The 22,409-nt window shown below is 71.0% G+C and carries 19 protein-coding genes and 2 pseudogenes; 11 read left to right on the top strand and 10 right to left on the bottom strand.

What is annotated here, in order from left to right:
• Nucleotides 1-20 precede the first annotated feature (20 nt).
• Nucleotides 21-707, top strand: coding sequence for a uracil-DNA glycosylase (locus D3272_RS16585; RefSeq protein ID WP_129220328.1), 687 nt, complete (start codon nucleotides 21-23; stop codon nucleotides 705-707).
• Nucleotides 708-719: 12 nt separating this feature from the next.
• Here D3272_RS16585 and smpB read toward each other — a convergent pair whose 3' ends face one another.
• Nucleotides 720-1,196 carry an SsrA-binding protein SmpB gene (gene smpB, locus D3272_RS16580; RefSeq protein ID WP_129220327.1) on the bottom strand — a complete coding sequence of 159 codons (477 nt, stop codon included), beginning with the start codon at nucleotides 1,194-1,196 and terminating at the stop codon, nucleotides 720-722.
• A gap of 87 nt (nucleotides 1,197-1,283) precedes the next feature.
• Entirely contained in the window at nucleotides 1,284-2,186 is a 903-nt protein-coding gene (gene dapA / locus D3272_RS16575; protein ID WP_129220326.1) for a 4-hydroxy-tetrahydrodipicolinate synthase, read from the bottom strand.
• Between the two features lie 238 nt (nucleotides 2,187-2,424).
• On the opposite strand from dapA, the gene D3272_RS16570 reads away from it, so the two are divergent.
• The 5 genes from D3272_RS16570 (at nucleotide 2,425) to D3272_RS16550 (ending at nucleotide 9,828) form a co-directional block, all read left to right on the top strand.
• A complete protein-coding gene (locus tag D3272_RS16570; protein WP_129220325.1) occupies nucleotides 2,425-4,779 on the top strand; it encodes a lytic transglycosylase domain-containing protein in 2,355 nt (784 codons plus the stop codon).
• A 108-nt stretch (nucleotides 4,780-4,887) separates the two neighbouring features.
• Nucleotides 4,888-5,817: an alpha/beta fold hydrolase gene (locus D3272_RS16565; RefSeq protein ID WP_129220324.1), complete on the top strand. Its 930-nt coding sequence runs from the start codon at nucleotides 4,888-4,890 to the stop codon at nucleotides 5,815-5,817.
• Nucleotides 5,818-5,930: 113 nt separating this feature from the next.
• Nucleotides 5,931-6,875: a hydroxymethylbilane synthase gene (hemC, locus tag D3272_RS16560; RefSeq protein ID WP_129220323.1), complete on the top strand. Its 945-nt coding sequence runs from the start codon at nucleotides 5,931-5,933 to the stop codon at nucleotides 6,873-6,875.
• 5 nt (nucleotides 6,876-6,880) lie between these two features.
• On the top strand, nucleotides 6,881-7,582 hold the full coding sequence (locus D3272_RS16555; protein ID WP_129220322.1) for a uroporphyrinogen-III synthase: 702 nt from the start codon (nucleotides 6,881-6,883) through the stop codon (nucleotides 7,580-7,582).
• The gene (locus tag D3272_RS16550) at nucleotides 7,579-9,828 is read left to right on the top strand and encodes a primosomal protein N' (protein ID WP_129220321.1); all 2,250 of its coding nucleotides are present in this window, start codon (nucleotides 7,579-7,581) and stop codon (nucleotides 9,826-9,828) included. The genes D3272_RS16555 and D3272_RS16550 overlap by 4 nt, the downstream gene beginning before the upstream one ends.
• Nucleotides 9,829-10,055: 227 nt before the next feature.
• On the opposite strand, the gene D3272_RS16545 is transcribed toward D3272_RS16550, so the two are convergent.
• Nucleotides 10,056-10,967 carry a LysR family transcriptional regulator gene (locus D3272_RS16545; RefSeq protein WP_129220320.1) on the bottom strand — a complete coding sequence of 304 codons (912 nt, stop codon included), beginning with the start codon at nucleotides 10,965-10,967 and terminating at the stop codon, nucleotides 10,056-10,058.
• Nucleotides 10,968-11,074: 107 nt separating this feature from the next.
• On the opposite strand from D3272_RS16545, the gene D3272_RS16540 reads away from it, so the two are divergent.
• The gene (locus D3272_RS16540) at nucleotides 11,075-11,866 is read left to right on the top strand and encodes an SDR family NAD(P)-dependent oxidoreductase (protein WP_129220319.1); all 792 of its coding nucleotides are present in this window, start codon (nucleotides 11,075-11,077) and stop codon (nucleotides 11,864-11,866) included.
• Nucleotides 11,867-11,938: 72 nt separating this feature from the next.
• A complete protein-coding gene (locus D3272_RS16535) occupies nucleotides 11,939-12,925 on the top strand; it encodes an aldo/keto reductase (RefSeq protein WP_207210234.1) in 987 nt (328 codons plus the stop codon).
• A gap of 407 nt (nucleotides 12,926-13,332) precedes the next feature.
• On the opposite strand, the gene D3272_RS16530 is transcribed toward D3272_RS16535, so the two are convergent.
• Both D3272_RS16530 and D3272_RS16525 read right to left on the bottom strand, forming a co-directional pair.
• Nucleotides 13,333-13,728 carry a helix-turn-helix domain-containing protein gene (locus D3272_RS16530; protein WP_129220317.1) on the bottom strand — a complete coding sequence of 132 codons (396 nt, stop codon included), beginning with the start codon at nucleotides 13,726-13,728 and terminating at the stop codon, nucleotides 13,333-13,335.
• Complete coding sequence (locus tag D3272_RS16525; protein WP_207210233.1) at nucleotides 13,725-13,979, bottom strand: type II toxin-antitoxin system RelE family toxin; 255 nt, start codon at nucleotides 13,977-13,979, stop codon at nucleotides 13,725-13,727. The genes D3272_RS16530 and D3272_RS16525 overlap by 4 nt, the downstream gene beginning before the upstream one ends.
• 294 nt (nucleotides 13,980-14,273) lie before the next feature.
• Between D3272_RS16525 and D3272_RS16520 the strand changes: the two are divergent.
• Nucleotides 14,274-14,555: pseudogene (locus tag D3272_RS16520) on the top strand (primosomal protein N'); the annotation flags it as partial.
• A 300-nt stretch (nucleotides 14,556-14,855) separates the two neighbouring features.
• Here D3272_RS16520 and D3272_RS16515 read toward each other — a convergent pair.
• A complete protein-coding gene (locus D3272_RS16515) occupies nucleotides 14,856-15,449 on the bottom strand; it encodes a hypothetical protein (protein WP_129220316.1) in 594 nt (197 codons plus the stop codon).
• Nucleotides 15,450-16,661: 1,212 nt separating this feature from the next.
• On the opposite strand from D3272_RS16515, the gene D3272_RS27985 reads away from it, so the two are divergent.
• Entirely contained in the window at nucleotides 16,662-17,171 is a 510-nt protein-coding gene (locus D3272_RS27985; RefSeq protein ID WP_245496620.1) for a glyoxalase superfamily protein, read from the top strand.
• On the opposite strand, the gene D3272_RS16505 is transcribed toward D3272_RS27985, so the two are convergent.
• From D3272_RS16505 to D3272_RS16495, 3 genes are all read right to left on the bottom strand, one after another.
• Nucleotides 17,168-17,785, bottom strand: coding sequence for a class II aldolase/adducin family protein (locus D3272_RS16505; protein WP_129220453.1), 618 nt, complete (start codon nucleotides 17,783-17,785; stop codon nucleotides 17,168-17,170). The genes D3272_RS27985 and D3272_RS16505 overlap by 4 nt on opposite strands.
• A gap of 26 nt (nucleotides 17,786-17,811) precedes the next feature.
• Nucleotides 17,812-18,693: a transglutaminase-like domain-containing protein gene (locus D3272_RS16500; protein ID WP_129220315.1), complete on the bottom strand. Its 882-nt coding sequence runs from the start codon at nucleotides 18,691-18,693 to the stop codon at nucleotides 17,812-17,814.
• 171 nt (nucleotides 18,694-18,864) lie between these two features.
• Complete coding sequence (locus D3272_RS16495) at nucleotides 18,865-19,920, bottom strand: MBL fold metallo-hydrolase (protein ID WP_165361385.1); 1,056 nt, start codon at nucleotides 19,918-19,920, stop codon at nucleotides 18,865-18,867.
• A gap of 166 nt (nucleotides 19,921-20,086) precedes the next feature.
• On the opposite strand from D3272_RS16495, the gene ilvA reads away from it, so the two are divergent.
• Complete coding sequence (gene ilvA / locus D3272_RS16490; protein ID WP_129220313.1) at nucleotides 20,087-21,664, top strand: threonine ammonia-lyase, biosynthetic; 1,578 nt, start codon at nucleotides 20,087-20,089, stop codon at nucleotides 21,662-21,664.
• Nucleotides 21,665-21,701: 37 nt separating this feature from the next.
• Here the strand turns inward: ilvA and D3272_RS16485 are convergent.
• A pseudogene (locus D3272_RS16485) lies at nucleotides 21,702-22,334 on the bottom strand (methyl-accepting chemotaxis protein); the annotation flags it as partial.
• Between the last annotated feature and the right edge of the window lie 75 nt (nucleotides 22,335-22,409).

Genomic DNA, 22,409 nt, shown 5'->3' with positions numbered 1-22,409 from the left:
CCGATGACCGGGACGGTCCCATGACGTTCGGCGTCACGACGGCGCGGGTCGCCGCCGTCGGGGTCGCCGAGCCGCACCCCGATTGCCCGCTCTGCCCGCGGCTCGTCGCCTTCCGCGACGCGTGCCGGTCGCGCGACCCCGCCGGCTACAATGCGCCGGTCCGGTCCTTCGGGCCCGCGACGGCGCGGCTCCTCGTCGTGGGGCTGGCGCCGGGGCGCGACGGCGCCAACCATTCGGGCCGGCCCTTCACGGGCGACTGGGCCGGGGACCTGCTCTACGAGACGCTGGCTTTGGCCGGTTTCGCGGCCGGCACCTACGACGAGCGGCCCGACGACGACCTCGCCCTCGTCGACTGCATGGTGACCAATGCGGTGCGCTGCGTGCCGCCCGCCAACAAGCCCGTGCCGGCCGAGATCGCCACCTGCCGGACGTTTCTCATCGAGCGCATGGCGGGGTTGCCCGAGCTCACCGCCGTGCTGGCCCTCGGCCGCATCGCTCACGAAAGCGTGGTGCGGGCGCTGGGCCAGCGCCTCGCGGCCGTCCCCTTCGGCCACGGCCGGCAGCACGCCGTGAGCTTCGCCGGGCGGGATCTACAACTCTTCGACAGCTATCACTGCTCGCGCTACAACACCAACACGGGCGTACTGACGACCGCCATGTTCCGCGCCGTCTTCGCGCAGGTGAGGGCCTTCCTGGACGGGGCGTGACGCTCCGGAAAGCTACTCGCGGCCCTTGTCGCGCATCAGGCGAGATTTTTCGCGGTTCCAGTCCCGCTCCTTCTCCGTGGCGCGCTTGTCGTGGAGCTTCTTGCCGCGTCCGATCGCCAGGGTCAGCTTGGCGCGGCCCTTCTCGTTGAAATAGACCTTGAGCGGCACGAGCGTCATGCCCTCGCGCTCGATGCCCTGGGTGAGCCTGGCGATCTCGCGCGACTTCAGCAGGATCTTGCGGGGCCGCTTCGGCTCGTGGTTGAAGCGGTTGCCGTGGCCGTATTCCGGGATGGTGGCGTTGATGAGGAAGATCTCGCCCTTCTCGGCGGACGCGTAGCTTTCCGCGATCGTCGCCTTGCCGGAGCGCAGGGATTTCACCTCCGTGCCGGTCAGCACGAGGCCAGCCTCGTAGACGTCGCCGATCTCGTAATTGTAGCGCGCCCGACGATTGTCGGACACGACCTTGAAGTTCGTCTCATTCTTGGCCAAATTCGGACCCGTTTCCACTCAAGCTTGCGTTGCACCCGACCGTCCTGAGATGGCGATCGGGGCCGACGGGTCAACCACGCGACGGCGTCAGCCGTCGATCGATCCGGCATCCAGCAGACCGGCATGCGCCATGGCGCGGTCCATGAGGCCGCGGGCGGTGGGCGTCGCCGGCAGCATGGGGAGACGCAGCTCGTCGCGGACCCGCCCGAGGCGGGACAGGCCGTATTTCGGTCCGGCGGGGCTCGGCTCGGCGAACATGGCGGCGTGGAGCGGCACGAGCTTGTCCTGCAGGCGCAGCGCCGCCCGGTAGTCCCCGCCGAGCGCCGCCTCCTGCAGCGCCGCGCAGAGCTTCGGGGCGACGTTGGCCGTCACCGAGATGCAGCCGTGGCCGCCCGCCGCCAGGTAGGCCAGCGCCGTCATGTCCTCGCCGGACAATTGCACGAACTCCGGCCCGAGCGCCTGGCGCTGCGTCGACACCCGCGCGAGATTGCCGGTGGCGTCCTTCACGCCGGCGATGTTGTCGAGTTCATAGAGGCGCTGCATGGTCTCGATCGACATGTCGACGACCGAGCGCGGCGGGATGTTGTAGATGATGATCGGCAGGCCGATCGCGTCGTTGATGGCCTTGAAATGCCGGTACAGCCCCTCCTGGCTGGGCCTGTTGTAGTAGGGCGTCACCACCAGCACGGCATCGGCGCCGCAGCCTTCGGCATGGCGGGCGAGCGCGATGGCCTCGGCGGTGTTGTTGGAGCCCGCGCCCGCGATCACCGGCACGCGGCCGCGCGCTTCGCGCACGCAGACCTCGACCACGTGCATGTGCTCGGCGTGGGTCAGGGTCGGACTTTCGCCCGTCGTGCCGCAGGGCACGAGCGCGTGCGACCCTTCGCCGATCTGCCAGTCCACGAGGGCGCGAAAGGCGTCCTCGTCGACGGCACCGTCCTTGAAGGGCGTGACGAGCGCCGGTGCAGATCCCCTGAAAGTCGCAGCCATGGGACGTATCACAACCTCAGACTCGATGCCGCCCTCCACGCCACAGCCCCATGCACGCCGCATTTCGATGGCCTGTGAAGGTGGCGGACGGTCTAGCGCGCCCGAAGGGGCGTGAAAAGACCTTTACAAGAGCGCCGGCCGGGGCGCCCTCGCCCCCGCATGGTTTAGTTTTCGTAAAGCTCGCGCGTGCAGCATCGGCGGCATGACAGCGATCATCTCCCGTCGTCCTGGTGAGTGCATGGCGTATAAGGGTATTGGAACCGTCCTCCTGGCCGGAACGGCTCTGGCCTGCGCGGCGCTTCTCGTCCCCTTCCTGCGGCATGGGCTGGAGCGGACCCCGCACCGCTGGTTCGCGCAGCGGGCGCCCTCGCGCCTCGCCCCGGCGCCGGGCGGGCTGTGGCTCGCCGCCACGCGGCCGGACCTGCACGGGCCCACGGGGGCGGGCAAGGGACCGGGCAAGGGGCCGGGCAAGTCGACGCTGCGGGCCGAACCCATCGCGCCGACAGCCTTCGGCGTCCTGGCCGACGCCATGACGGCGGCGGATCCCCAAGGCGGTGCGGGACAGGGCGGCACGGGACAGGGCGGCATGGGACAGGGCGGCGCGGGACAGGGCGGAGGCGGTGCCCAGCCCGGCCCGGCCGACGGCCCCAGCCAGCCCGGCACCGCCACCGAGACCGGCGCCCCGACCGGCCCGTCGATCGCCGCCAAGGACGCGGATGCGCCGCTGCTGCGCCAAGCCATCGACAGCTATCGCCGCAACGACGTCGCGGGCGGGGACGCCGCCGCGCGGGGACTCACGAACCCGGTGGCGCGGCTCACGGCCGAGTGGACGGCCGTGCGGCTCGACTCGCACCTCGTCGGGCTCGCCCGGCTCGACGCCTTCGTCGGCGCCCACCCCGATTGGCCGGCCCTCGCCTGGGTCAACCGCCGCGTCGAGGAGGCGGTGGCCGCCACGCGCGACCCCGCCCTCGTCACGGCGCGCCTCGGCCCGGCCCCCAAGACCGTCGCGGGCCGCATCGCCCTCGCCCAGGCCGACCGCGGCCTCGGCCAGCCGGAGGCCGCCGCGCGCCTCGTCCACGCCCTGTGGCGCGACGACGACCTGACGCCCTGGCAGGAAGCGACGCTCGCCCACGACTTCGCCGACGTCATCGACCGCGAGGACCACAGGCTGCGGGCCGAGCGCTTCCTCTACAAGGAGAAGGTCACGGCCGGCCTGAAGGAGGCGGCCCTGGCGGGTCCCGACGTCGTGGCCCTGGCCAAGGCCCGCGTCGCCGTGATCGGCAATTCCCCGCTGTCGGACGTGACGCTGGCGGCCGTGCCCAAGGCGCTCCAATCCGACCCGCTGGCGCTGTTCTCCCGCATCCAGCGGCTGCGGCGGCAGAACCGCGCCGAGGAAGCCGCCGACCTCATCCTGGCGGCGCCGCGCGGCGCCGAGATCGTCGACGGCGACGAATGGTGGACGGAGCGCCGCATCGTCCTGCGCAAGCTGCTCGACCTCGGCGACCCGCAGAAGGCCTTCCGCCTCTGCGCCGAGATCGGCGAAGCCGGCACGGCGTCGCGGATCGAGGCGGCCTTCCACGCGGGCTGGATCGCGCTCCGCTTCCTCCAGGACCCCAAGGCGGCCGCGCCCCAGTTCGACACGATCGCCAAGCTCGCCGAGACCCCGATCTCGAAGAGCCGCGCCGCCTATTGGCAGGGCCGCACCGCCGAAGCCGCCGGCCAGGCCGACGAGGCCCAGCGCCGCTACGACGAGGCCGCGCAATATTCCATCACGTTCTACGGCCAGCTCGCGGCCGCCCGCCTGGGGCGCCCCGTGACGCTGCACACGGTGGCGCCCGCCACCGGCGAGGCGCGGAGCGAGGCCGTGCGGGTGGCCGACTACCTTTACGGCCTCGGCGAGCGCGAGATCGCCCTGCCGCTGGCGCTCGACATCGGCCGGAGCGAGCCCTCCGACGCCCAGGTCGGCGCGCTCGGCGAGGTGCTGGAGCGGAGCCGCGACGCCCGCACCACGCTGACGGTCGGCAAGGCCGCCACCCAGCGGGGGCTGGCGCTCGACGACACCGCCTTCCCCACCTTCGGCATCCCGTCCTTCAACCCGCTGCCGAACTCGGCCGACCTGTCGGTCGTCTACGCCATCGCCCGCCAGGAAAGCGAGTTCGACCAGCGCTCGCTGTCGTCGGCGGGGGCGAAGGGGCTCATGCAGATGATCTCGTCCACGGCCCGCATGACGGCGAGCCGCGCCGGCGTCGCCTACGACGACGGGCGCCTGTCGAGCGACCCCGCCTTCAACGCCCAGCTCGGCGCCGCCCATCTCGGCACGCTGCTCGACGAACAGAACGGCTCCTACATCCTGACCTTCGCCGCCTACAACGCGGGCGGCCGGGCGGTGCACGACTGGATCGCCGCCTACGGCGACCCGCGCAAGCCCGGCATCGACGTCGTCGACTGGATCGAGCGGATCCCCTATTCGGAGACGCGCAACTACGTGCAGCGCGTGATGGAGAACCTGCAGGTGTACCGCGCCAAGCTCGGGCGCCCCGCCATGCTGCTGGTGGGGAACGAGCCGCCGCCGCCCGCCCGCAAGGGGACCTGACCGGGCGGACCTGATCGGGCGGATCCGGACCGGAGATCGACCGGCCGGGGGAAGCCGGCCGCCGCCGCCGACCTGCGCCGACCTGCCGACCCGCATGAAAGGACCGCCATGAGCGACGCCGACACCGCCAGCCGCTTCGTTCCCGCCGCGGACGGCCTGCGGCTGCATTACCGCGACGTCGGGCGCGGCGCGGCCGGCGCCCTGCCGGTGGTGTGCCTGCCGGGCCTGACCCGCACCACGGCGGATTTCGACGTCCTGGCCGCCCATCTCGCGGGCGGGGGCGCGGCCGGCCCGCCGCGCCGCGTCCTGTCGCTCGACTATCGCGGCCGCGGCGGCTCGGACCACGACCCCGCGCCCGCCAACTACAGCGTGCCGGTCGAGGCGGGCGACGTCCTGGCGGTGCTGGCCGCCGCGGACGTGCCCGAAGCCGTCTTCGTCGGCACGTCGCGCGGCGGCCTCATCGCCATGGTGCTGTCCGGCATCCGCCCCGGGCTCGTCCGCGGCGCCGTGCTGAACGACATCGGCCCCGTCCTCGCGCCCGCCGGGCTGGAGCGCATCCGCGGCTATGTCGGCAGGCTTCCGCCCCCGCGGGACTGGGACGACGCGGTGCGGACCATCCAGGGCTATGCGGGCGCGCAGTTCACCGGCCTGTCGGCCGAAGACTGGCTCCACTTCGCCCGCACCACCTACGTCGAGCGGGACGGCGGCTTCGCGGGCCGCTACGACCCGGCGCTGGCCGAGGGCCTCAGGGCGCTCGATCCGTCGAAGCCCCTGCCGGTGTTGTGGGACCAGTTCGCCGGCCTGTCCGCCGCGCCGCTGCTCGTCGTGCGCGGCGAGAACACCGACCTCCTGTCGGAGGACACCGCCGCCGAGATGCTGCGGCGCCACCCCGATGCCGCGCTGTTCACCGTGCCGGGCCAGGGCCACGCGCCGCTGCTGACCGACCCGGCCACGCTGGCCCGCATCGCGGACTTCGCGCGCCGCTGCGACGAGGCCCGGCCCGAGGCTTCCGCGGCCCCCTCGGCCCGCCTATATTAGCGCGCGCGGGCCCGTCGGGCCCGCGTCGACGGCCGGGGAGGTGGCGGACAGGATCGTCGCATGTCGCCGTCGTGATCAACGGGTCCTGCGGGACGATGCGGAAGCGGGACGGCATGGCGGGCGAGGCGATCGTGCTCAGGCTGGGCACACGGGGCAGCCCCTTGGCGCTGGCCCAGGCCCACGAGGCGCGGGCGCGGCTCGCCGCCGCCCACGGCTGGAACGAGGAGCGCCTCGCCGTCGTGGTCATCGCCACCACGGGCGACGCCATCCAGGACCGGTCGCTGTCGGAAGCCGGCGGCAAGGGCCTGTTCACCAAGGAGCTCGACATCGCCCTGATGGCGGGCGACATCGACGTCGCGGTCCATTCCGCCAAGGACCTGCCGACCCGCCTGCCGGAGGGCATCGCGCTCGCCGGCTTCCTGCCGCGCGAGGACGTGCGCGACGCCTTCATCTCGCGCGACGGCGCCACGCTGGCGGGCCTGCCCCAGGGCGCCGTCGTCGGGTCGGCCTCGCTGCGGCGCCAGGCCCAGCTCCGCCGCCTGCGGCCCGACCTCGACGTGCGGCTGCTGCGTGGCAACGTGCAGACCCGCCTGCGCCGGGTCGATGCGGGCGACTACCACGCCACGATCCTGGCCATGGCGGGCCTGAAGCGCCTCGGCCTGACGGACCGCGTCACCGAGCGACTGGCGCTCGACGCCTTCCTGCCCGCCGTCGGCCAGGGCGCCATCGCCATCGCGGCCCGGGCGGGCGACGCGGCCACGGCCGACGTCCTGCGCCCCATCCTCGACCGCGACACCGGCGCGGCGGTCGCCTGCGAGCGCGCCTTCCTCGACGTGCTCGACGGCTCCTGCCGCACCCCCATCGCCGGCTATGCGCGGGTCGACGCGGGCGGGATCGTGTTCAGGGGGGAAGTGCTCGCGCCCGACGGGGCACGCTCGGTCGAGGCGGTCGTGCAGGGAGACGCCGGGACCGCCGACGCCATCGGCCGCGCGGCCGGCCGGGACATCCTGTCCCGCGCCCCGGCCGACCTTCTCGCCGCCTTCCGCGGCCCGCACTGAGCGCCATGCTGGTCCTCGTCACCCGGCCCCTGCCCGATGCCGAGCGCACCGCGGCCGCCCTCGCGGCGCGCGGCCACGCCGCCCTGCCGGCACCGGTCAGCGCCATCCACCCCACCGGTGCCGCCCTGCCGGCCGGGACCTTCGACGCCGTCACGGCGACGAGCCACCACGCCTTTCCGCCACCCGACGGCCTCGACCGCCGCCTGCCGGTCTTCGCCGTGGGGGCCCGCACCGCGGCGGCGGCCCGCGCGGCCGGCTTCCGCGACGTCCGGGTGGGGCGGGGCGACGCCGGGGCCCTCGCCGACCTCCTCCGCCTCACCCTGCCGCGCCCGGCCCGGCTGCTCTTTCTGGCGGGCCGCCACCGCAAGCCCCTGCTCGAAACCTCGGTGACGGAGGCCGGCTACCGGCTCGACACCCTGGAGGTCTATGCCGCCGAGGCGCTGCCGGCCTGGCCGACCGCCGCCGTCGAAGCGCTGCGCGCCGGAACGGTCGGGGCCGCGCTGCATTATTCGCGCCGCAGCGTGGAGCTGGCGCTCGCCCTCGCCGACGACGCCGGCCTGGCCGACGCCGTCGTGACGCTGCGCCACCTGTGCCTGTCGGACGATTGCGCCGAACCGCTGCGGGGGTGCGGCGCCGCCGCCGTCGCGGTCGCCGGCCGGCCCGAGGAGGATGCCCTGCTGGCACTGCTCGACGCGCCGCCGCCATGACGGCCGACCCGGCAGCGCCGCCAGCGGCGCCGGCGCCGCAGCCGACCGTGGTCGACGTGCTGATCCCGGTCGCGGTCGACACCGCCTATTCGTACCGCGTGCCCAAGGGGCTGGCCCTGGCGCCGGGCGATTTCGTCGTGGTGCCGCTCGGCACGCGCGAAACGCTGGGTGTCGTGTGGGACGCGCGCGGAGCGGGCGGCGACAACCTCAAGCAGGTGCTGTCGCGGGTGGACTGGCCACCCGTGCGGGCGCCGCTGCGCGGCTTCGTCGACTGGCTCGCCGCCTGGACGCTGAGCCCGCGCGGCATGGTGCTGCGGATGGCGGTGCGGGCGCCCGAATTCGCCGGTGCCGAACCCGTGCGCTTCGGCCTGCGCCGGGCCGGGCCGCCGCCCGCCCGCCTGACGCCGGCCCGCGGGCGCGTGATGGGCGTGTTCGACGCCGCCGAGGGTGAAGCCGTGCTGACCAAGCGCGCCCTGGCCGAGGCGGCGGGCTGCAGCCCGGGCGTCATCGACGGGCTGGTCGACGAGGGCACGCTCGAGACCGTGGCGCTGCCGCCCGACCCGCTGCCGCCCGCGCCCGACCCCGAGGCCGGCACGGTGGCGCTCGACCCCGCCCAGGCCGAGGCGGCGGCCCGGCTCGCCGAGCGTGCCGCCGAGCGCCGCTTCACCGTCACGCTGCTGGAAGGCGTGACGGGCTCGGGCAAGACCGAGACCTATTTCGAGGCCGTGGCGGCGGCCCTGCGCGCCGGTCGGCAGACGCTGATCCTGCTGCCCGAGATCGCCCTCACGGCGCAGTTCCTCGACCGCTTCGCCGCCCGGTTCGGCACCCGCCCCTCCGAATGGCATTCGGGCGTGTCGGTCCGGCGCCGCGCGCGGGCTTGGTCGGGCATCGCGTCGGGCGACATCAAGGTGGTGGCGGGCGCGCGCTCCAGCCTGTTCCTGCCCTTCGCCGACCTCGGCCTCATCGTCGTCGACGAGGAGCACGAGGCCGCCTACAAGCAGGACGACGGCGTGAGCTACCATGCCCGCGACATGGCGGTGATGCGCGGCCGCTTCGAGGAGGCCGCCGTCGTGCTGGCCTCGGCGACGCCGTCGCTGGAAACGCGCGTCAACGCCGAGACGGGCCGCTACGGCCACGTGAGGCTCGACGCCCGCTATGCCGGCCGCAGCCTGCCGGCCCTCGCCGCCATCGACCTGCGCCGGGACGCCCCGCCCCGCGGCCGCTGGATCGCCCCGAAACTCGTCGAGGCCGTGGCCGAGACGGTGGCGGCGGGACGGCAGGCGCTGCTCTTCCTCAACCGCCGCGGCTACGCGCCGCTGACGCTGTGCCGCTCCTGCGGGCACCGCTTCACCTGCGGCCAATGCTCGGCCTGGATGGTGGAGCACCGCTTCCGCGGCGCCCTCATGTGCCACCATTGCGGCCATGTGGAGCGCAAGCCCGGCCATTGCCCGCGCTGCGGCGAGGTCGACGCGCTCGTGGCCTGCGGGCCCGGGGTGGAGCGCATCGCCGAGGAGGCGGCGGCGCTCTTCCCGGACGCGCGCCAGCTCGTGCTGTCCTCCGACATGCCGGGCGGCACCGAGCGGCTGCGCCAGGAGCTCGATGCCGTGGCGCGCGGCGAGGTCGACATCGTGGTGGGGACGCAACTCGTCGCCAAGGGCCACAACTTCCCCAACCTGACGCTGGCCGGCATCATCGACGCCGATGTCGGCCTCGCCAACGGCGACCCGCGCGCCGCCGAGCGGACCTTCCAGCTGCTCCAGCAGGTGACGGGCCGGGCGGGCCGCGGCGAGGCGCCCGGCCGGGCGCTGATCCAGACCTTCCAGCCCGACCATCCCGTGATGCGGGCGCTTCTGACGGGCGACGTCGAGCGCTTCTACCGCACCGAGATCGAGGCGCGACAGCAGGCCGGCCTGCCGCCCTTCGGCCGGCTCGCCGCCCTCATCGTCAGCGGCACCGACCGCACAGCGGTCGAGACCCATGCCCGCGCCCTGGCGCGCGCCGCCTACGGCATCACGGGCGGCGACCCGCTCGCGCTCGCGCCGGGCGACGCCCCGCGCATCGAGGTCTTCGGCCCCGCCGAAGCCCCCATCGCCATGATCCGCGGGCGGTACCGCTTCCGCCTGCTCGTCAAGGCGCCGCGCTCGGCCGACCTGCAGGGCTGCCTGCGCGCCATCCTGGCGGCGGGGCCGAAGGCGACGGGCAGCCTCAGGGTGGCGGTCGACGTGGAGCCGCAGAGCTTCCTGTGAGGCGGCGGGTTCGGGGCGGCCAGTCGCCGCGGGATCGAGGCCGTGACGTCGGGAGGGGGGCGGAACAGCCGCTCTCGGTCCGGATCCGGTCGAAAGCGGACGTGCGGGCTCGGTGAGGGGGGCTGCACCAGCCTTTTCGGCCGGGTCCGCCCCGTCCTCGATGGACGTCGGCTTGCAGCCGCCGACGCGACCTGGAGAAAGCCGATACGGCTCTCGCGGCTGCGGGTTCAGGCCAGGGGCTGGAGCCCGTTCTGCCGCCTGACGACGTCGATCAGCCCGCGCAGCGCCGGATGGCTGTGGCGCCGGCCCGGATAATACATGTGCAGGCCCGCGCCGGTGGACGCCCAGCCCGGCAGCACCACCCGCAGGGCGCCCGCCTCGATCTCGCGCACCACGCGCCGCTCCAGGACGTAGGCGAGGCCGATGCCACCGACGGCGGCGTCGAGCGTGGTCTGCGTGTCGTTGATCGTATAGGGCCCGGCGGCCTCGATCCTGACGAGGCGGTCGCCGTCCCCGAGCTCCCAACGATAGGCCGTGTTGTCGCCCAGCAGGAGGCGCAGGCACCGATGGCGCGCGAGGTCGGCCGGCGTCGCCGGCTCGCCCTCGCGCTCGAGGTAGCCCGGCGCGCCCACGACGACCCAGCGCAGCGGCGGCGTCAGCGCGACCGCCACCATGTCCTCCGGCACGGCGTCGCCGAAGCGGATGCCGGCGTCGTAGCCCTCGGCCACGACGTCGATCGGCCTGTCCTCGACCACCACGGTCAGGTCGACGTCGGGAAAGCGGGCCGCGAAGTCGGGCAGCGCGGGACCGATGAGGAGGTGGGCGGCGTCGCGGGGCACATTGAGCCGGATCGCGCCGAAGCGCGACGCGTCGTCGAGCCGGGCCAGGGCCGAGCCGATGACCCCGAAGCCCCGTTCGAGGTCGGCCGCCAGGGCGAGCCCAGCCGCGCTCGGCACCACGCTGCGGCTCGTGCGGTTGAGAAGGCGTGCTCCGACCCGGTCCTCGAGTCGCCGGATGGCGTGGCTGACGGCCGAGGTGGTGACGCGAAGCTCGACGGCCGCGGCCTTGAAGCTGCAGCGCCTCACCAGCGTGGTGAAGGTCATGAGGTCGGGGAGGTCGGAACGGTCGAAGGCCGGCATCGATGAACTCGCCTCGCGGTGACAATGAATTTAAATCACCTCTGAGCACGTGTGCGCGGCGCGGCAAGGGCTATCGTGTTCCGGCGAATGAACACGGGAGGACCGGGATGGACGCGACACCGACGATGGACGGCCTGAGAGTGCCCGATCTCGGGGGCAAGGCCGTGCTGGTGACGGGCGCCTCGACGGGCATCGGGGCCGCCGTGGCGCGCGCCTTCGCGGCCCAGGGCGCCCGCATCGCCGTCCACTACAACGCCAGCGGCGACGAGGCCGCGCGCCTGCTGGACAGCATCGCGGCGGCCGGCGGCGAGGCCGTGCTGGTCCAGGGCGACATGTCGGCCGACGGGGTGAGCGAGCGCGTCGTCGAGGCGGCGGCGCAGGCCTTCGGCCGGCTCGACGGCCTCGTCAACAACGCGGGCGGCATGCTGGGGCGCGTGCCGACGGCCGAGATGACCGACGAACACTACCGCCGCGTGATGGACCTCAACGCCCGCTCGGTGCTGGCGGCGACGCGCGCCGCCCACCCCTGGCTCAAGCGCCAGGGCGGCTTCGTCATCAACACCACCTCCATCGCGGCCCGCAACGGCGGCGGCAACGGGGCCATCCTGTACGCCGCGGCGAAGGGTTTCGTGTCCACCGTCACCCGCGGGCACGCCAAGGAGTTCGTGGCCGACCGCATCCGCGTGAACGCGGTGGCGCCCGGCGTGATCGCGACGCCGTTCCACGACCGCTACACGAACGCCGAACAGCTCGAGGCGCAGCGCAAGACGATCCCGATGGGCTACGTCGGCACGTCGGAGCATTGCGTCGGCGCCTACCTGTTCCTCGCCTCGGAAATGCTGTCCGGCTACATCACCGGTCAGGTCATCGAGGTGAACGGCGGCCAGCTCATGCCGTGAACTGGGGCATGTCGAGTTCGAACGAATGCAGACGCGACATGGGAACGAAGGCATGGGAATGAAGTCATGGGCATGAACAAGAGGCGGTTCGGGCGGACGGGCTGGGAGGTGTCGGAGGTCGGCTTCGGCGCCTGGGCCATCGGAGGATCCTGGGGCGACGTGTCGGAGGACGGGGCGAAGGCGGCGCTGCACGCGGCCCTCGACGCGGGCGTCGACTTCCTCGACACGGCGGACGTCTACGGCGACGGCCGCTCCGAGCGCATCATCCGCGACGTGCTGCGCGAGCGCGGCGGCGCGCGCCCCGTGGTGGCGACCAAGGCGGGGCGGCGGCTCACCCCCCACGTCGCCGACGGCTACACGCGCGCGAACCTCGAAGCCTTCGTCGACCGCAGCCTCGCGAACCTCGGCGTGGACGCGCTCGATCTCGTGCAGCTCCACTGCCCGCCGACGGAGGTCTATTACCGGCCCGAGGTGTTCGACGCCCTCGACCGTATGGTGGCGACTGGAAAGCTGCGCCACTACGGCGTGTCGGTCGAGAAGGTCGAGGAGGCGCTGAAGGCGCTCGCGTACCCGAACGTCGCCTCGGTCCAGATCATCTACAACCTGTTCCGGCAGCGGCCCGCGGAGCTGTTCTTCCGGGAAGCGCGGGCGAAGGACGTCGCCGTGATCGTGCGGGTGCCGCTGGCCAGCGGCATGCTGACCGGCAAGATGTCGGCCGGCTCGACCTTCGCGGCCGACGACCACCGCAGCTTCAATCGGCACGGCGAAGCCTTCGACGTGGGTGAAACCTTCTCGGGCGTGCCCTACGACGTCGCCCTGGCCGCCGTGGAGGAACTCCGGGGCCTCGTGCCGGGCGAGGCCACGATGGCGCAGTTCGCCCTGCGCTGGATCCTGACCGACGAGGCCGTGTCGGTCGTCATCCCCGGCGCGAAGGACCGCGCCCAAGCCGAGGCCAACGCCGCTGCGGGCGGCCTGCCGCCGCTCACCGCCGACGCGCTCGATCGAGCCCGCGCCGTCTACCGCGAGCGCATCGCCCCGCACGTTCACCAGAAATGGTGAGCGTGCATCGTCGCCGCGGGTGACGTCCTCGGACGCGCCGATGAGGACCGCGCCGGCGGCAATCGACGCCGCCGGCCGAGTCCGAGGCGCGCGGCGACTTGAGGTGCGACCAGGTTCACGAAGCTGGACGGACTGGCGAGAGCAGTATCGGCTTTCTCCGAGTCGCCTTGGCGGCTCCAAGCCGATGAACTGCTCTCGATTCGACGCTGGTGCGAATTCGCCGAAGGCGACGGGAAGCCTCAGGGTGGCGGTCGACGTGGAGCCGCAGAGCTTCCTGTAATGCGGCGGGGGTTCGGGCGACGTGTCGCCAAGGGATGAAGGCCATGACGTCGGGAGGCGGTGGACAGCGGCCGATCCGCCACGACCGGGCTGGGTGGGATGCGGATGGCCCGCTCCCGGTTCCCAGCTCACTCGGCTTCGAAAAACAATTCGTCGACAGGAACTTTGAGCGCCGCAGCGAGAGCCCTGAAAGCCTGAACAGACCCCGGCTTCTTTTTGCCCTCGATCTCCGCAAGATAACTGCGGGAGACACCGGCTGCGTCAGCAAGAGCCTGGGACGTCAGACCACGATGCTCCCGCCAGATCCGAATGGGATGTTCTCTGTCGAGCAGCCTTCCGACGAGTTCGTCGGATAGGTTGTCGGCACGAGCTGCATCCTTGCCCAAGACCTTCTCTCGTGCTTCGGCGGTGTACAGCGTTGCGATGTCCTCGACATCCTCCGCCGCCGCGATCAGCGCTTCGTAATCCACAAGGCGCAGCGTTACGGTGTCTTCGGTGCGAGCGATGGGTTGGATGGCGTTCATTTGTAGACCTCGTCACGCTGAGCGATGATGTCGACGATCATCTCGTCTGTCGTGTGGTCCAAGCGGTAGACTGCACGCCAATCCCCCTGTCTGGCCCGGTAGCCGGGCTGATCGGTCAGCCGCTTGGCCCATGGATACGGGCCGAGCGGGTCAGCAGCGACCTCTTGAAGCTTGGCCCGGAGAGCCGCCATCTCCTTGGCAGGTCCCTTGCGGAGAGCCTTCAAGGCGGAGGGGGAGTAGGTCAGTCGCATGCCCGATCTGTCGCTGATAGCGAAGCGTCGATCAAGTGCTATTTGTCGCTGACTGCGAATGCGTCGGCCTTGCCGCACCAGGCTCCGGCACTCCTCAGACGATGGCAAGGCTCACCCAGCCGGCGTCTCGCTGAAGTCACGCGTTGGAGGGGCGTACGCACACCTGCAGGCCCGTTTGCAATCGACAGGTGACGTGGCGCTTGTCACCCTCCGCCTCACCGCGCCAGTCGTTGTATCGCCTCTCCTAGGTCGAGGTCTCATCGGCCCACACTGCGCCGACGGCGATAGGAGCCCCTCATCGTCAGCGGCACCGACCGGGCCGCGGCCGAGACCCATGCCGCCGCCCTGGCGCGCGCCGCCTACGGCATCACGGGCGACGCCCCGCGCATCGAGGATTTCGGCCCCGCCGAAGCCCCCATCGCCATGATCCGCGGGCGGTACCGCTTCCGCCTGCTCGTCAAGGCGCCGCGCTCGGCCGACCTGCAGGGCTGCCTGCGCGCCATCCTGGCGGCGGGGCCGAAGGCGACGGGAAGCCTCAGGGTAGCGGTCGACGTGGAGCCGCAGAGTTTCCTGTGATGCGGCAGGGGTTCGGAGCGACGCGTCGCCGCGGGATCGAGGCCGTGACGTCGGGAGGGGGTGGACAGCGGATGGGCTGCTTTCAGGTCAAGGCAGCAGGTGAACGGACGTTAGGTGCCGCTCGCCATATTCGCTCGATGAACCCGAGCCCGCTCCGGCCGGTTCGGTTTGGGTACACTCTAGGCGAACTGCCGTGCTCCGGCGCGCACCATGCGGGACACGCCGTCGAGGCCGCCGTCGCCTCGCCCACGGCCCTATGGAAAGGCCATGGCAAGTCGCACGGAGTGCCAGGCGTTCGGCTCAGTTGTGAGAACCGTACGTATAACCCGTTGAGGCATCATAATATGTGCTCGCGTGATAATATGATCCAGTATGAGGAACATAAGCCCCGCTGTATCCTCGCTCGAACGTCCTATCGCTGTATTCATTTCTGTACGATCCGTTGTCGTAGCTATATGAACTGGCCTTTGTTAAACCGCCGGTGGAGTAACCCCCGTTTTTGACAGAGTAACCGGACTCATAGAAACTGCCGGACGTAGCATATATCGGCTGCCCGTTATAAAACTGTGAGAATGAAAGTCCGCTCGCGTCTCGCACAAACTCGTTGCTGGAGTAGTATGTCGTACCATCAGATGAGTAGCTATAGGATGTCTGTATCGCGTAATAACTTCCGCTATGATGATAAAACTGCCCGAAGATGCTGCCGTTCTCGTTTTCGTGTAGATATTCGCTGCGTTGCGACGAGCTAGAGGTGAAGGTGGAGCCCGGCCCAGACAGGTACTGCGCAGCTTCGCTGTTCAAATCGAAGTATGCCGGGCCGAGCTGATCGTAGTAGCCGTAGCCTCCGCCATACCCACCGTAGGTGCCTGCCTCGTAGCCGTATCCCGACATCATTCCCTCCCTCCGCCTGAACCTGCCAACCCAGCGTTAGCGAACGGTGAGGCGAAATTGAAGCGGCGGGGAGCAATGCTTTACCAGAGCACGATTTCGGGCTCCTCCGGCCCCGCCGTTCTAGGGCGCGCACTAGCCGGCCGTCGAACGAGGCGAGTCGTCCCATCAGGGTCGATTTCGACCAACTAATCTGGCCAAGACACCTGAGCCACCTTCACGGCCCGACGCAAGTCGGCGACGGTGAAGTGGGCAGGGCGGTTCACCACCTCAGGTTCCTGCCGGCAATCTCGCTATGGAGGCCCATTATAGATATGCCCGTAGGAGACCGCTTCGGCCCGGCTCCGAGGGCCCGCCTGGAGCGGTTCGGTTTGGGGACGCCTAAAGCGAACCAGCGCATTCTGCAAAAACAGACCTGGCCGAGGTCACGCGTATCACCGCTCGCACGGCAGACCGGATCGAGGGCGTCGCGGCGATCAACCGACCGCCACCGTCGCCTCGGGCGTGGCGGGTGCATGGTGCGAGGTCCTGACGTCATGTACCCGCAAGGCGTCTACCTGCGACCCATGCTGCTTCTCTCCCCGATTGGGGCTATGCCGGATTGCGATAGTCTGCCGGCAAGCCTGACAACGGCCGTCGAGTGGGGACCGGATATGAGCTACGGATATTACGGCTACGGTGCGTCCTATCAGGGACCCGGCGCTGTCTCGCAGCTGGATGGCTTAGGTTCATCCGCCGCCGTGCAGACCGCCTACCACGGCAGTTACGCGTACGAGTCACAACGAGGTGGTATTTACACGTCCAATTTCACGTATAATAAGAACGACTTTGTCAGTAATTCCGGCTACACATACATGGGGTCTGATTATGGCACCAGATCCAATAACTTTTATCATGACTACACAAGTCATACTCTTAATAGCCCCTATTCAGATTACTCAATAGGAGCTAATTACGCTTCGTACCCTTCAAACGATTACCTAACTCAAAACGACACATCATTCATAGGAGTATATCATTATTCAGGTAGTAACGAGTATCTTGATTGGACAACGCGGACATCGAGCTATAGATCAAACGGGTACTCTTCATACAGCTACACGCACGACACATTCGAGCGCACGGACGGACAATTCGATGCGGGATCGCAATACATCTACTATACCAAAAGCGTGACGGACCCATACGGCTACACAAGTTCGAATTATCACACGATCCATGGCTGAGTCCAAAGGTGCAGTGTACCTGACCGGTGAAGGTGTCGGCTTCAGGCAGGCATGCCTAACCCTCCGCATCTTCGACGAGGCAAAGTCTAAGCAGTCCGATCTAAGATTTCTCGGCTTCAGCCTCGAACCGGAGCACCGCTTCGGCATTGGCTTTCCGCTCTACACCCAGGTGTCCCGCGCTGGACTCTCTGCGGTCGCACGCCGGTTCGTTTTGGGCATGCCTAAAGCGAACCGGCTTGCCAGTCCGTTTTGGATCTCAAGACCCCCTACCCGAACCGAACTTTGCAAAACGAACCACCTCAATCGAATTGGCTATCACTCGCCTGCCGAAGCGCTGCTGATCCTCAACGGCTGCTTCCGGACGAATCAGCCCGGTGCCAGACGGCGCGTTCGGGTCGGAAGCGGCCGGTCCTCCGTCATGAAGGACGTCACATCCCGCTGCCAGACAGCACCGTCACCTCCGGCCCTCGACCCCCGCCAGAACTTCGGCAGCCCACGCTAGGCATTCGCCCCATAGCCGAGGCCGCGCATCTGATCGATGACGCGCGCGATCTCCTCGTCGGGCAGCACCGGCGGCTCGCCCAGCACCAGCGCCTGGACGTAGAGCCGCGCCAGGGTCTCGACCTCGACGGCGAGGGCCAGGGCGGCGGCCGGGGTGGCGCCGAGCGCGATGGTGCCGTGCTGGCCGAGCAGGCAGGCGCGGCGGCCCTCCAGGGCGGCGAGGGCGTGGTCCGACAGGGCCTGGGTGCCGAAGGTCGCGTAGGGGGCGCAGCGGATCGTCGGGCCGCCCGCCACCGCCACCATGTAGTGGAAGGCCGGGATCGGCCGGTGGTGGCAGGCCAGGGTGGTGGCATAGACGGAATGGCTGTGCAGCACGCAGCCGACGTCGCCGCGCTCGCGCAGGATGTCGCGGTGGAAGCGCCATTCCGAGGAGGGCCGCCGCGCCCCTGCGTGGCCGCCGTCGAAGCCCATGGCGACGAGGTCGCCGGGCTCCATGGCGTCGTAGGGCAGCGACGTCGGGGTGACGAGGAAGCCCTCGGCGTGCCGCGCCGACAGGTTGCCCGACGTGCCCTGGTTGAGGCCGGTCGCGTTCATGCGGCGGCAGGTGTCCACCATGGCGCGGCGGAGGTCGGCCTCCGCGGTCAAGCGGCGGGCTCGGGGACCACGGGGTCGATCGACGCGGCGAGCGGTGCGGCGGAGGCCGCCGCCGGAGCCGCCTCGACGATCTCGTCGGTCCACACCCGGAAGTCGCTGAGCCAGCTCGACCCGAAGGTGTGGGTGAGCGACACGTCGGCCGCGTCGCGCCCATAGGCCATCAGGATCCGGCCCTTGCGCGGGGCGTTGTTGCGCGGGTCGAACATGTGCCAGCGCCCGCCGAGATAGACCTCGATCCAGGCGGCGAAATCGCCGGGGCCGAAGGGCGGCACGAGGCCGATGTCGCTGATGTAGCCCGTGCAGTAGCGGGCCGGGAAGTTCATGGCGCGGCAGAACGCGACCGCGAGATGCGCATAATCGCGGCACACGCCCCGGCCCTCGGCATAGGCGATAGCGGCGGTGCGCGACACGCTGGCATCCTGGTAGTCGAAGGCGATGTGCCGGTGCACGAAGTCCACAATGGCCTTGACGCGCTTCCACCCCGGCTCCGTCCCGCCGAACAGCCGCCAGGCCTCGTTCGACAGGTCGTCGCTCTCGCAGAAGCGGCTCGCCAGCAGGAAGCCGAGCGTTTCGGTCGGCAGCTCCTCGACGGGATGCTGCGCGGCGGTCTCGTCGACGGCATCCCACGCGCCGCCGTCGCGGATCACGCCGTCGACCGTGATGGCGAAGCGCCCCGCCGGCGCGACGAGGCGCGTGCAGCGGTTGCCGAATGCGTCGTCGAAGGCTTGCATCGGCACGGCGGGTTCCGTGACGATGGCGTCCCGCACCTCGAGGTCGCCCTCGCGCGAGGGGTGGACGTTCAGCAGCATGAGGATGGGCGTCGGATAGGAGAGCTGGAACGCCAGTTCGCAGCCGATGTGAATGCGCATCGTTGGCCCTCGCGACGGCGGGCTCCTGAGAAGCGAATGCCGCCATGCGCGACCCGGCCGCGGTATGCGGCGGGCGACGCAGGCGCGGACCTATGCGCGATTCATGCCGTCGCCGTCAGGTTAATGCGGGGCGCGCCCCCTGTCGCGCGGAGATTGGGCGGCGGCGGCGGCTCAGGACGGCGCGGAAGGGGCCAGTCCCGCGGGTGCCCGGCGCCACCGCCGCACGCCGCCGTCCTGCACGGAAACGAGCTCGCGGCGCCGCGCCATCATGTTGACGTGGGCCAGCGTCTCGCTGAAGGCGAACCAGAACTGGTGGGCGTCGAGGTCCAGGGTGAAGAGCAGCGGCACGATCTCGGCCGCGGTGAGCGGCGTCGCGGGGTCGCAGAAGCGCGCGATGTCGGCGCAGCGGGCGGCGTGGTGGTCGACGAGTTCGGCGCAGCGCCGGTGCAGGCCGAAGAACGGCAGGCGGTGGCCGGGCAGCACCAGCGTGCGGTCCGGCACGCGCCGCGGCAGCGCCTCGAGCGACGCCACGTAGCGGCCGAGCGGGTCGTCGTCGGGCTTGTCCTCGGCCACCGACACGTTGGGCGAGATCTGCGGCAGCACGTGGTCGGCGGCGAAGAGCAGGTCGTGGCCGGGGACGTGGAGCAGCGCCTGGGCGGGCGAATGGCCGGCGAGCAGCATGGCCTCGGCGTCGAAGGGGCCGACGCGCAGGCGATCGCCGTCGCGCAGCGGGGCATAGCGGCGCGGCAGGGCCGGCACCACGGAGCGGTAGCGGTCGAGCCGCTCCGCCATGCGGTCGAGTTCGGCGGGGCCGAGCCCGTGTCCGGCATAGAAGCTCCGCTCGCCCGCGAGGTCGTCGGCGGTGGCCAGCCGATGCACCCGCGCCGTGAGGTATTCGGTCTCACCCATCACGAGTTCGGCCCCGGTGCGCTCGCAGAGCCAGGCCGCGGCGCCGACGTGGTCGGGATGGTAATGGGTGACGATCAGGCGCCGCACGGGCCGGTCGGCGAGGATCCCGGCCAGCACCCCCTCCCACAGCGCACGGGCTTCCGGCGTGTCGACGCCAGCGTCGATCACCGTCCAGCCGTCGTCGCCGGCGACGAGGTAGAGGTTCACGTGGTTCAGCCGGAAGGGCAGCGGCAGGCGCAGCCAGTGCAGCCCCGGCGCGATCTCGAGCGTGGCGCCGGGTTCCGGCGGCCGGGGGAACGGGAAGTCGAGCGCGATCACGGGCATCATCCTCGGGCGACGGCCCTCCATGGCGGGGTCGCGTCGCCCCCGTCAAGGCGAGGCACCGTCGAGGCGGGGGTGCCGGCGTGGCCGCGAGGGTTGCATCGGCGGGCTTTCGGGCGCACCACCCTCGGCCATCCCCGTCCGAGCCCCCGCCCGCCCGCCCATGACCCTGCACCTGCCCCGGTCGAAGCCCCGACCCGACGCCGTCGACCTCAATGACTACGCGCGCCGCATCTTGAACGCGAAGGTCTACGACGTCGCCATCCAGACGCCGCTCGACCCCCTGCCGGCGCTGTCGCAGCGGCTCGGCGTGAGGGCGCTGCTGAAGCGCGAAGACCTGCAGCCGGTGTTCTCCTTCAAGATCCGCGGCGCCTACAACAAGATGGCGGGCCTGCCGCGCGAGGCGCTGGAGCGGGGCGTCATCTGCGCCTCGGCCGGCAACCACGCCCAGGGCGTCGCCTTCGCGGCGCAGAAGCTCGGGGTCGCCGCCACGATCGTGATGCCGCGCACGACGCCCGGCATCAAGGTGGCGGGCGTGCGGGCGCGCGGCGGCGACGCCGTCATCGCGGGCGACAACTTCGACGAGGCCTACCGGCATGCCCAGGCGCTCTGCGCCGAGCGGGGCCTCACCTTCGTGCATCCCTACGACGACCCGGACGTCATCGCCGGCCAGGGCACGGTCGGCATGGAGATCCTGCAGCAGCACCCGGGGCCGATCGCCGCCATCTTCGTGCCGGTCGGCGGCGGGGGGCTGGCGGCGGGGGTCGCCGCCTTCGTCAAGTTCCTGCGGCCGGACGTGAAGGTCATCGGGGTCGAGCCCGACGACGCCGCCTCGATGAAGGCCGCCCTCGCGGCCGACGAGCGGGTGGTGCTGAACCGCGTCGGCCTCTTCGCCGACGGCGTCGCGGTGCGCCAGGCCGGGGCCGAAACCTTTCGCATCTGCCGCAGCTGCCTCGACGAGGTCGTCACCGTGACGACGGACGAGATCTGCGCGGCCGTGAAGGACATCTTCGACGAGACGCGTGCCACCTCGGAGCCGGCCGGCGCCGTGTCGCTGGCGGGGCTGAAGCGCTACGCGGCCGACCACGGCCTCGAGGACTGCACGCTGGTGGCGATCAATTCCGGCGCCAACCTCAACTTCGACCGGCTGCGCCACATCGCCGAACGGGCCGAGATCGGCGAGCGCCGGGAAGCCCTCGTCGCCGTCACCATCCCGGAGGAGGCGGGCTCCTACCGCCGCTTCATGCAGGTGCTGGGCCCGCGCTCCATCACCGAATTCAACTACCGCCAGACGGGGCCCGGCATCCCGGCCCACATCTTCGTCGGTGTCGAGCTGCGCAACGGCGAGGCCGAGAAGCGCGACGTGCTGGCGACCCTGGCGGCCGCCGGCTATCCCGTCGAGGATCTCAGCGACAACGAGATCGCCAAGACCCATGTGCGCTACATGGTGGGAGGCCGGGTCGCCGGGCTCGAACACGAGGCGGTGCTGCGCTTCCAGTTCCCGGAATATCCCGGGGCGCTGCTCAACTTCCTGAACAGCCTCGGCCAGTTCTGGAACATCACGCTGTTCCACTACCGCAACCACGGCGCCGACTACGGCCGGGTGCTGGCGGGGTTCGAGGTGCCCCCCGGGGACCGCGAGCGGTTCGCCGCGGCGGTCGAGGCGCTGGGCTATCCCTATTGGGACGAGAGCGACAACCCGGCCTTCCGGCTGTTCCTCGACGGCGGCGCGGCGGCCTGAAGCCGCGCCGGGCGGCCCGCTCCCCCGCGGGCCCGGCTCAGAACTCCGCCCAGTCCGCCTCGGCCTCGGGCCGGCGGGCCGCGCCGCCGCGGCCGACCGGCTTCAGCATCGGCTGCGGCGCGGCGGCGGGGCGGCGCTCCATCCTGACCACCGGGGCGGGCCCGCGGCGCGCGGTCTCGGCGCCGGCCTCCAGCCGGAACTCGCCGATGAGGCGGGCCAGTTCGGCCGTCTCCTGCGACAGCGTGTGGCTGGCGGCCGTCGATTCCTCCACCATGGCGGCGTTCTGCTGCGTCACCTGGTCCATCTGGTTGATGGCGGTGTTCACCTGGTCGAGGCCGGACGCCTGCTCCTGCGCCGAGGCCGCGATCTCGCCGACGATGCCGTCGATCTCGGCGACCTGGTCGACGATGCGGATCAGCGCCTCGCCGGTCTGGTCGACGAAGGTCACGCCCTGCTCGACCTGGGCGCCCGACGTCGAGATGAGGGCCTTGATCTCCCGGGCGGCCTCGGCCGAACGCTGGGCCAGGGCCCGCACCTCGGACGCCACCACGGCGAAGCCCCGGCCGGCATCGCCGGCCCGCGCCGCCTCGACGCCGGCATTGAGCGCCAGCAGGTTGGTCTGGAAGGCGATCTCGTCGATCACGCCGATGATCTGGGTGATCTGGCGCGTAACTACCCAGGGGGTGCGCAGGTCGGCTGAGGGCTGTTAGGCGCCGATGGTGCCCAGCACGGTGCTGAAGGTGCT

Source organism: Lichenibacterium ramalinae, assembly GCF_004137085.1.
GTDB lineage: Bacteria > Pseudomonadota > Alphaproteobacteria > Rhizobiales > Beijerinckiaceae > Lichenihabitans > Lichenihabitans ramalinae.
The sequence above is the reverse complement of the archived record's forward strand: the minus strand, read 5'-3'. Positions and strand labels throughout refer to the sequence as shown.

Bases quoted from the DNA above. Each gene is read 5' to 3' on its own strand.
- D3272_RS16585 (WP_129220328.1), top strand. From the start codon at position 21: ATGACGTTCGGCGTCACGACGGCGCGGGTCGCCGCCGTCGGGGTCGCC.
- dapA (WP_129220326.1), bottom strand. From the start codon at position 2,186: ATGGCTGCGACTTTCAGGGGATCTGCACCGGCGCTCGTCACGCCCTTC.
- D3272_RS16570 (WP_129220325.1), top strand. From the start codon at position 2,425: ATGGCGTATAAGGGTATTGGAACCGTCCTCCTGGCCGGAACGGCTCTG.
- D3272_RS16565 (WP_129220324.1), top strand. From the start codon at position 4,888: ATGAGCGACGCCGACACCGCCAGCCGCTTCGTTCCCGCCGCGGACGGC.
- hemC (WP_129220323.1), top strand. From the start codon at position 5,931: ATGGCGGGCGAGGCGATCGTGCTCAGGCTGGGCACACGGGGCAGCCCC.
- D3272_RS16555 (WP_129220322.1), top strand. From the start codon at position 6,881: ATGCTGGTCCTCGTCACCCGGCCCCTGCCCGATGCCGAGCGCACCGCG.
- D3272_RS16550 (WP_129220321.1), top strand. From the start codon at position 7,579: ATGACGGCCGACCCGGCAGCGCCGCCAGCGGCGCCGGCGCCGCAGCCG.
- D3272_RS16545 (WP_129220320.1), bottom strand. From the start codon at position 10,967: ATGCCGGCCTTCGACCGTTCCGACCTCCCCGACCTCATGACCTTCACC.
- D3272_RS16540 (WP_129220319.1), top strand. From the start codon at position 11,075: ATGGACGCGACACCGACGATGGACGGCCTGAGAGTGCCCGATCTCGGG.
- D3272_RS16535 (WP_207210234.1), top strand. From the start codon at position 11,939: ATGAACAAGAGGCGGTTCGGGCGGACGGGCTGGGAGGTGTCGGAGGTC.
- D3272_RS16530 (WP_129220317.1), bottom strand. From the start codon at position 13,728: ATGAACGCCATCCAACCCATCGCTCGCACCGAAGACACCGTAACGCTG.
- D3272_RS16525 (WP_207210233.1), bottom strand. From the start codon at position 13,979: ATGCGACTGACCTACTCCCCCTCCGCCTTGAAGGCTCTCCGCAAGGGA.
- D3272_RS16515 (WP_129220316.1), bottom strand. From the start codon at position 15,449: ATGATGTCGGGATACGGCTACGAGGCAGGCACCTACGGTGGGTATGGC.
- D3272_RS27985 (WP_245496620.1), top strand. From the start codon at position 16,662: ATGGCTGAGTCCAAAGGTGCAGTGTACCTGACCGGTGAAGGTGTCGGC.
- D3272_RS16505 (WP_129220453.1), bottom strand. From the start codon at position 17,785: ATGGTGGACACCTGCCGCCGCATGAACGCGACCGGCCTCAACCAGGGC.
- D3272_RS16500 (WP_129220315.1), bottom strand. From the start codon at position 18,693: ATGCGCATTCACATCGGCTGCGAACTGGCGTTCCAGCTCTCCTATCCG.
- ilvA (WP_129220313.1), top strand. From the start codon at position 20,087: ATGACCCTGCACCTGCCCCGGTCGAAGCCCCGACCCGACGCCGTCGAC.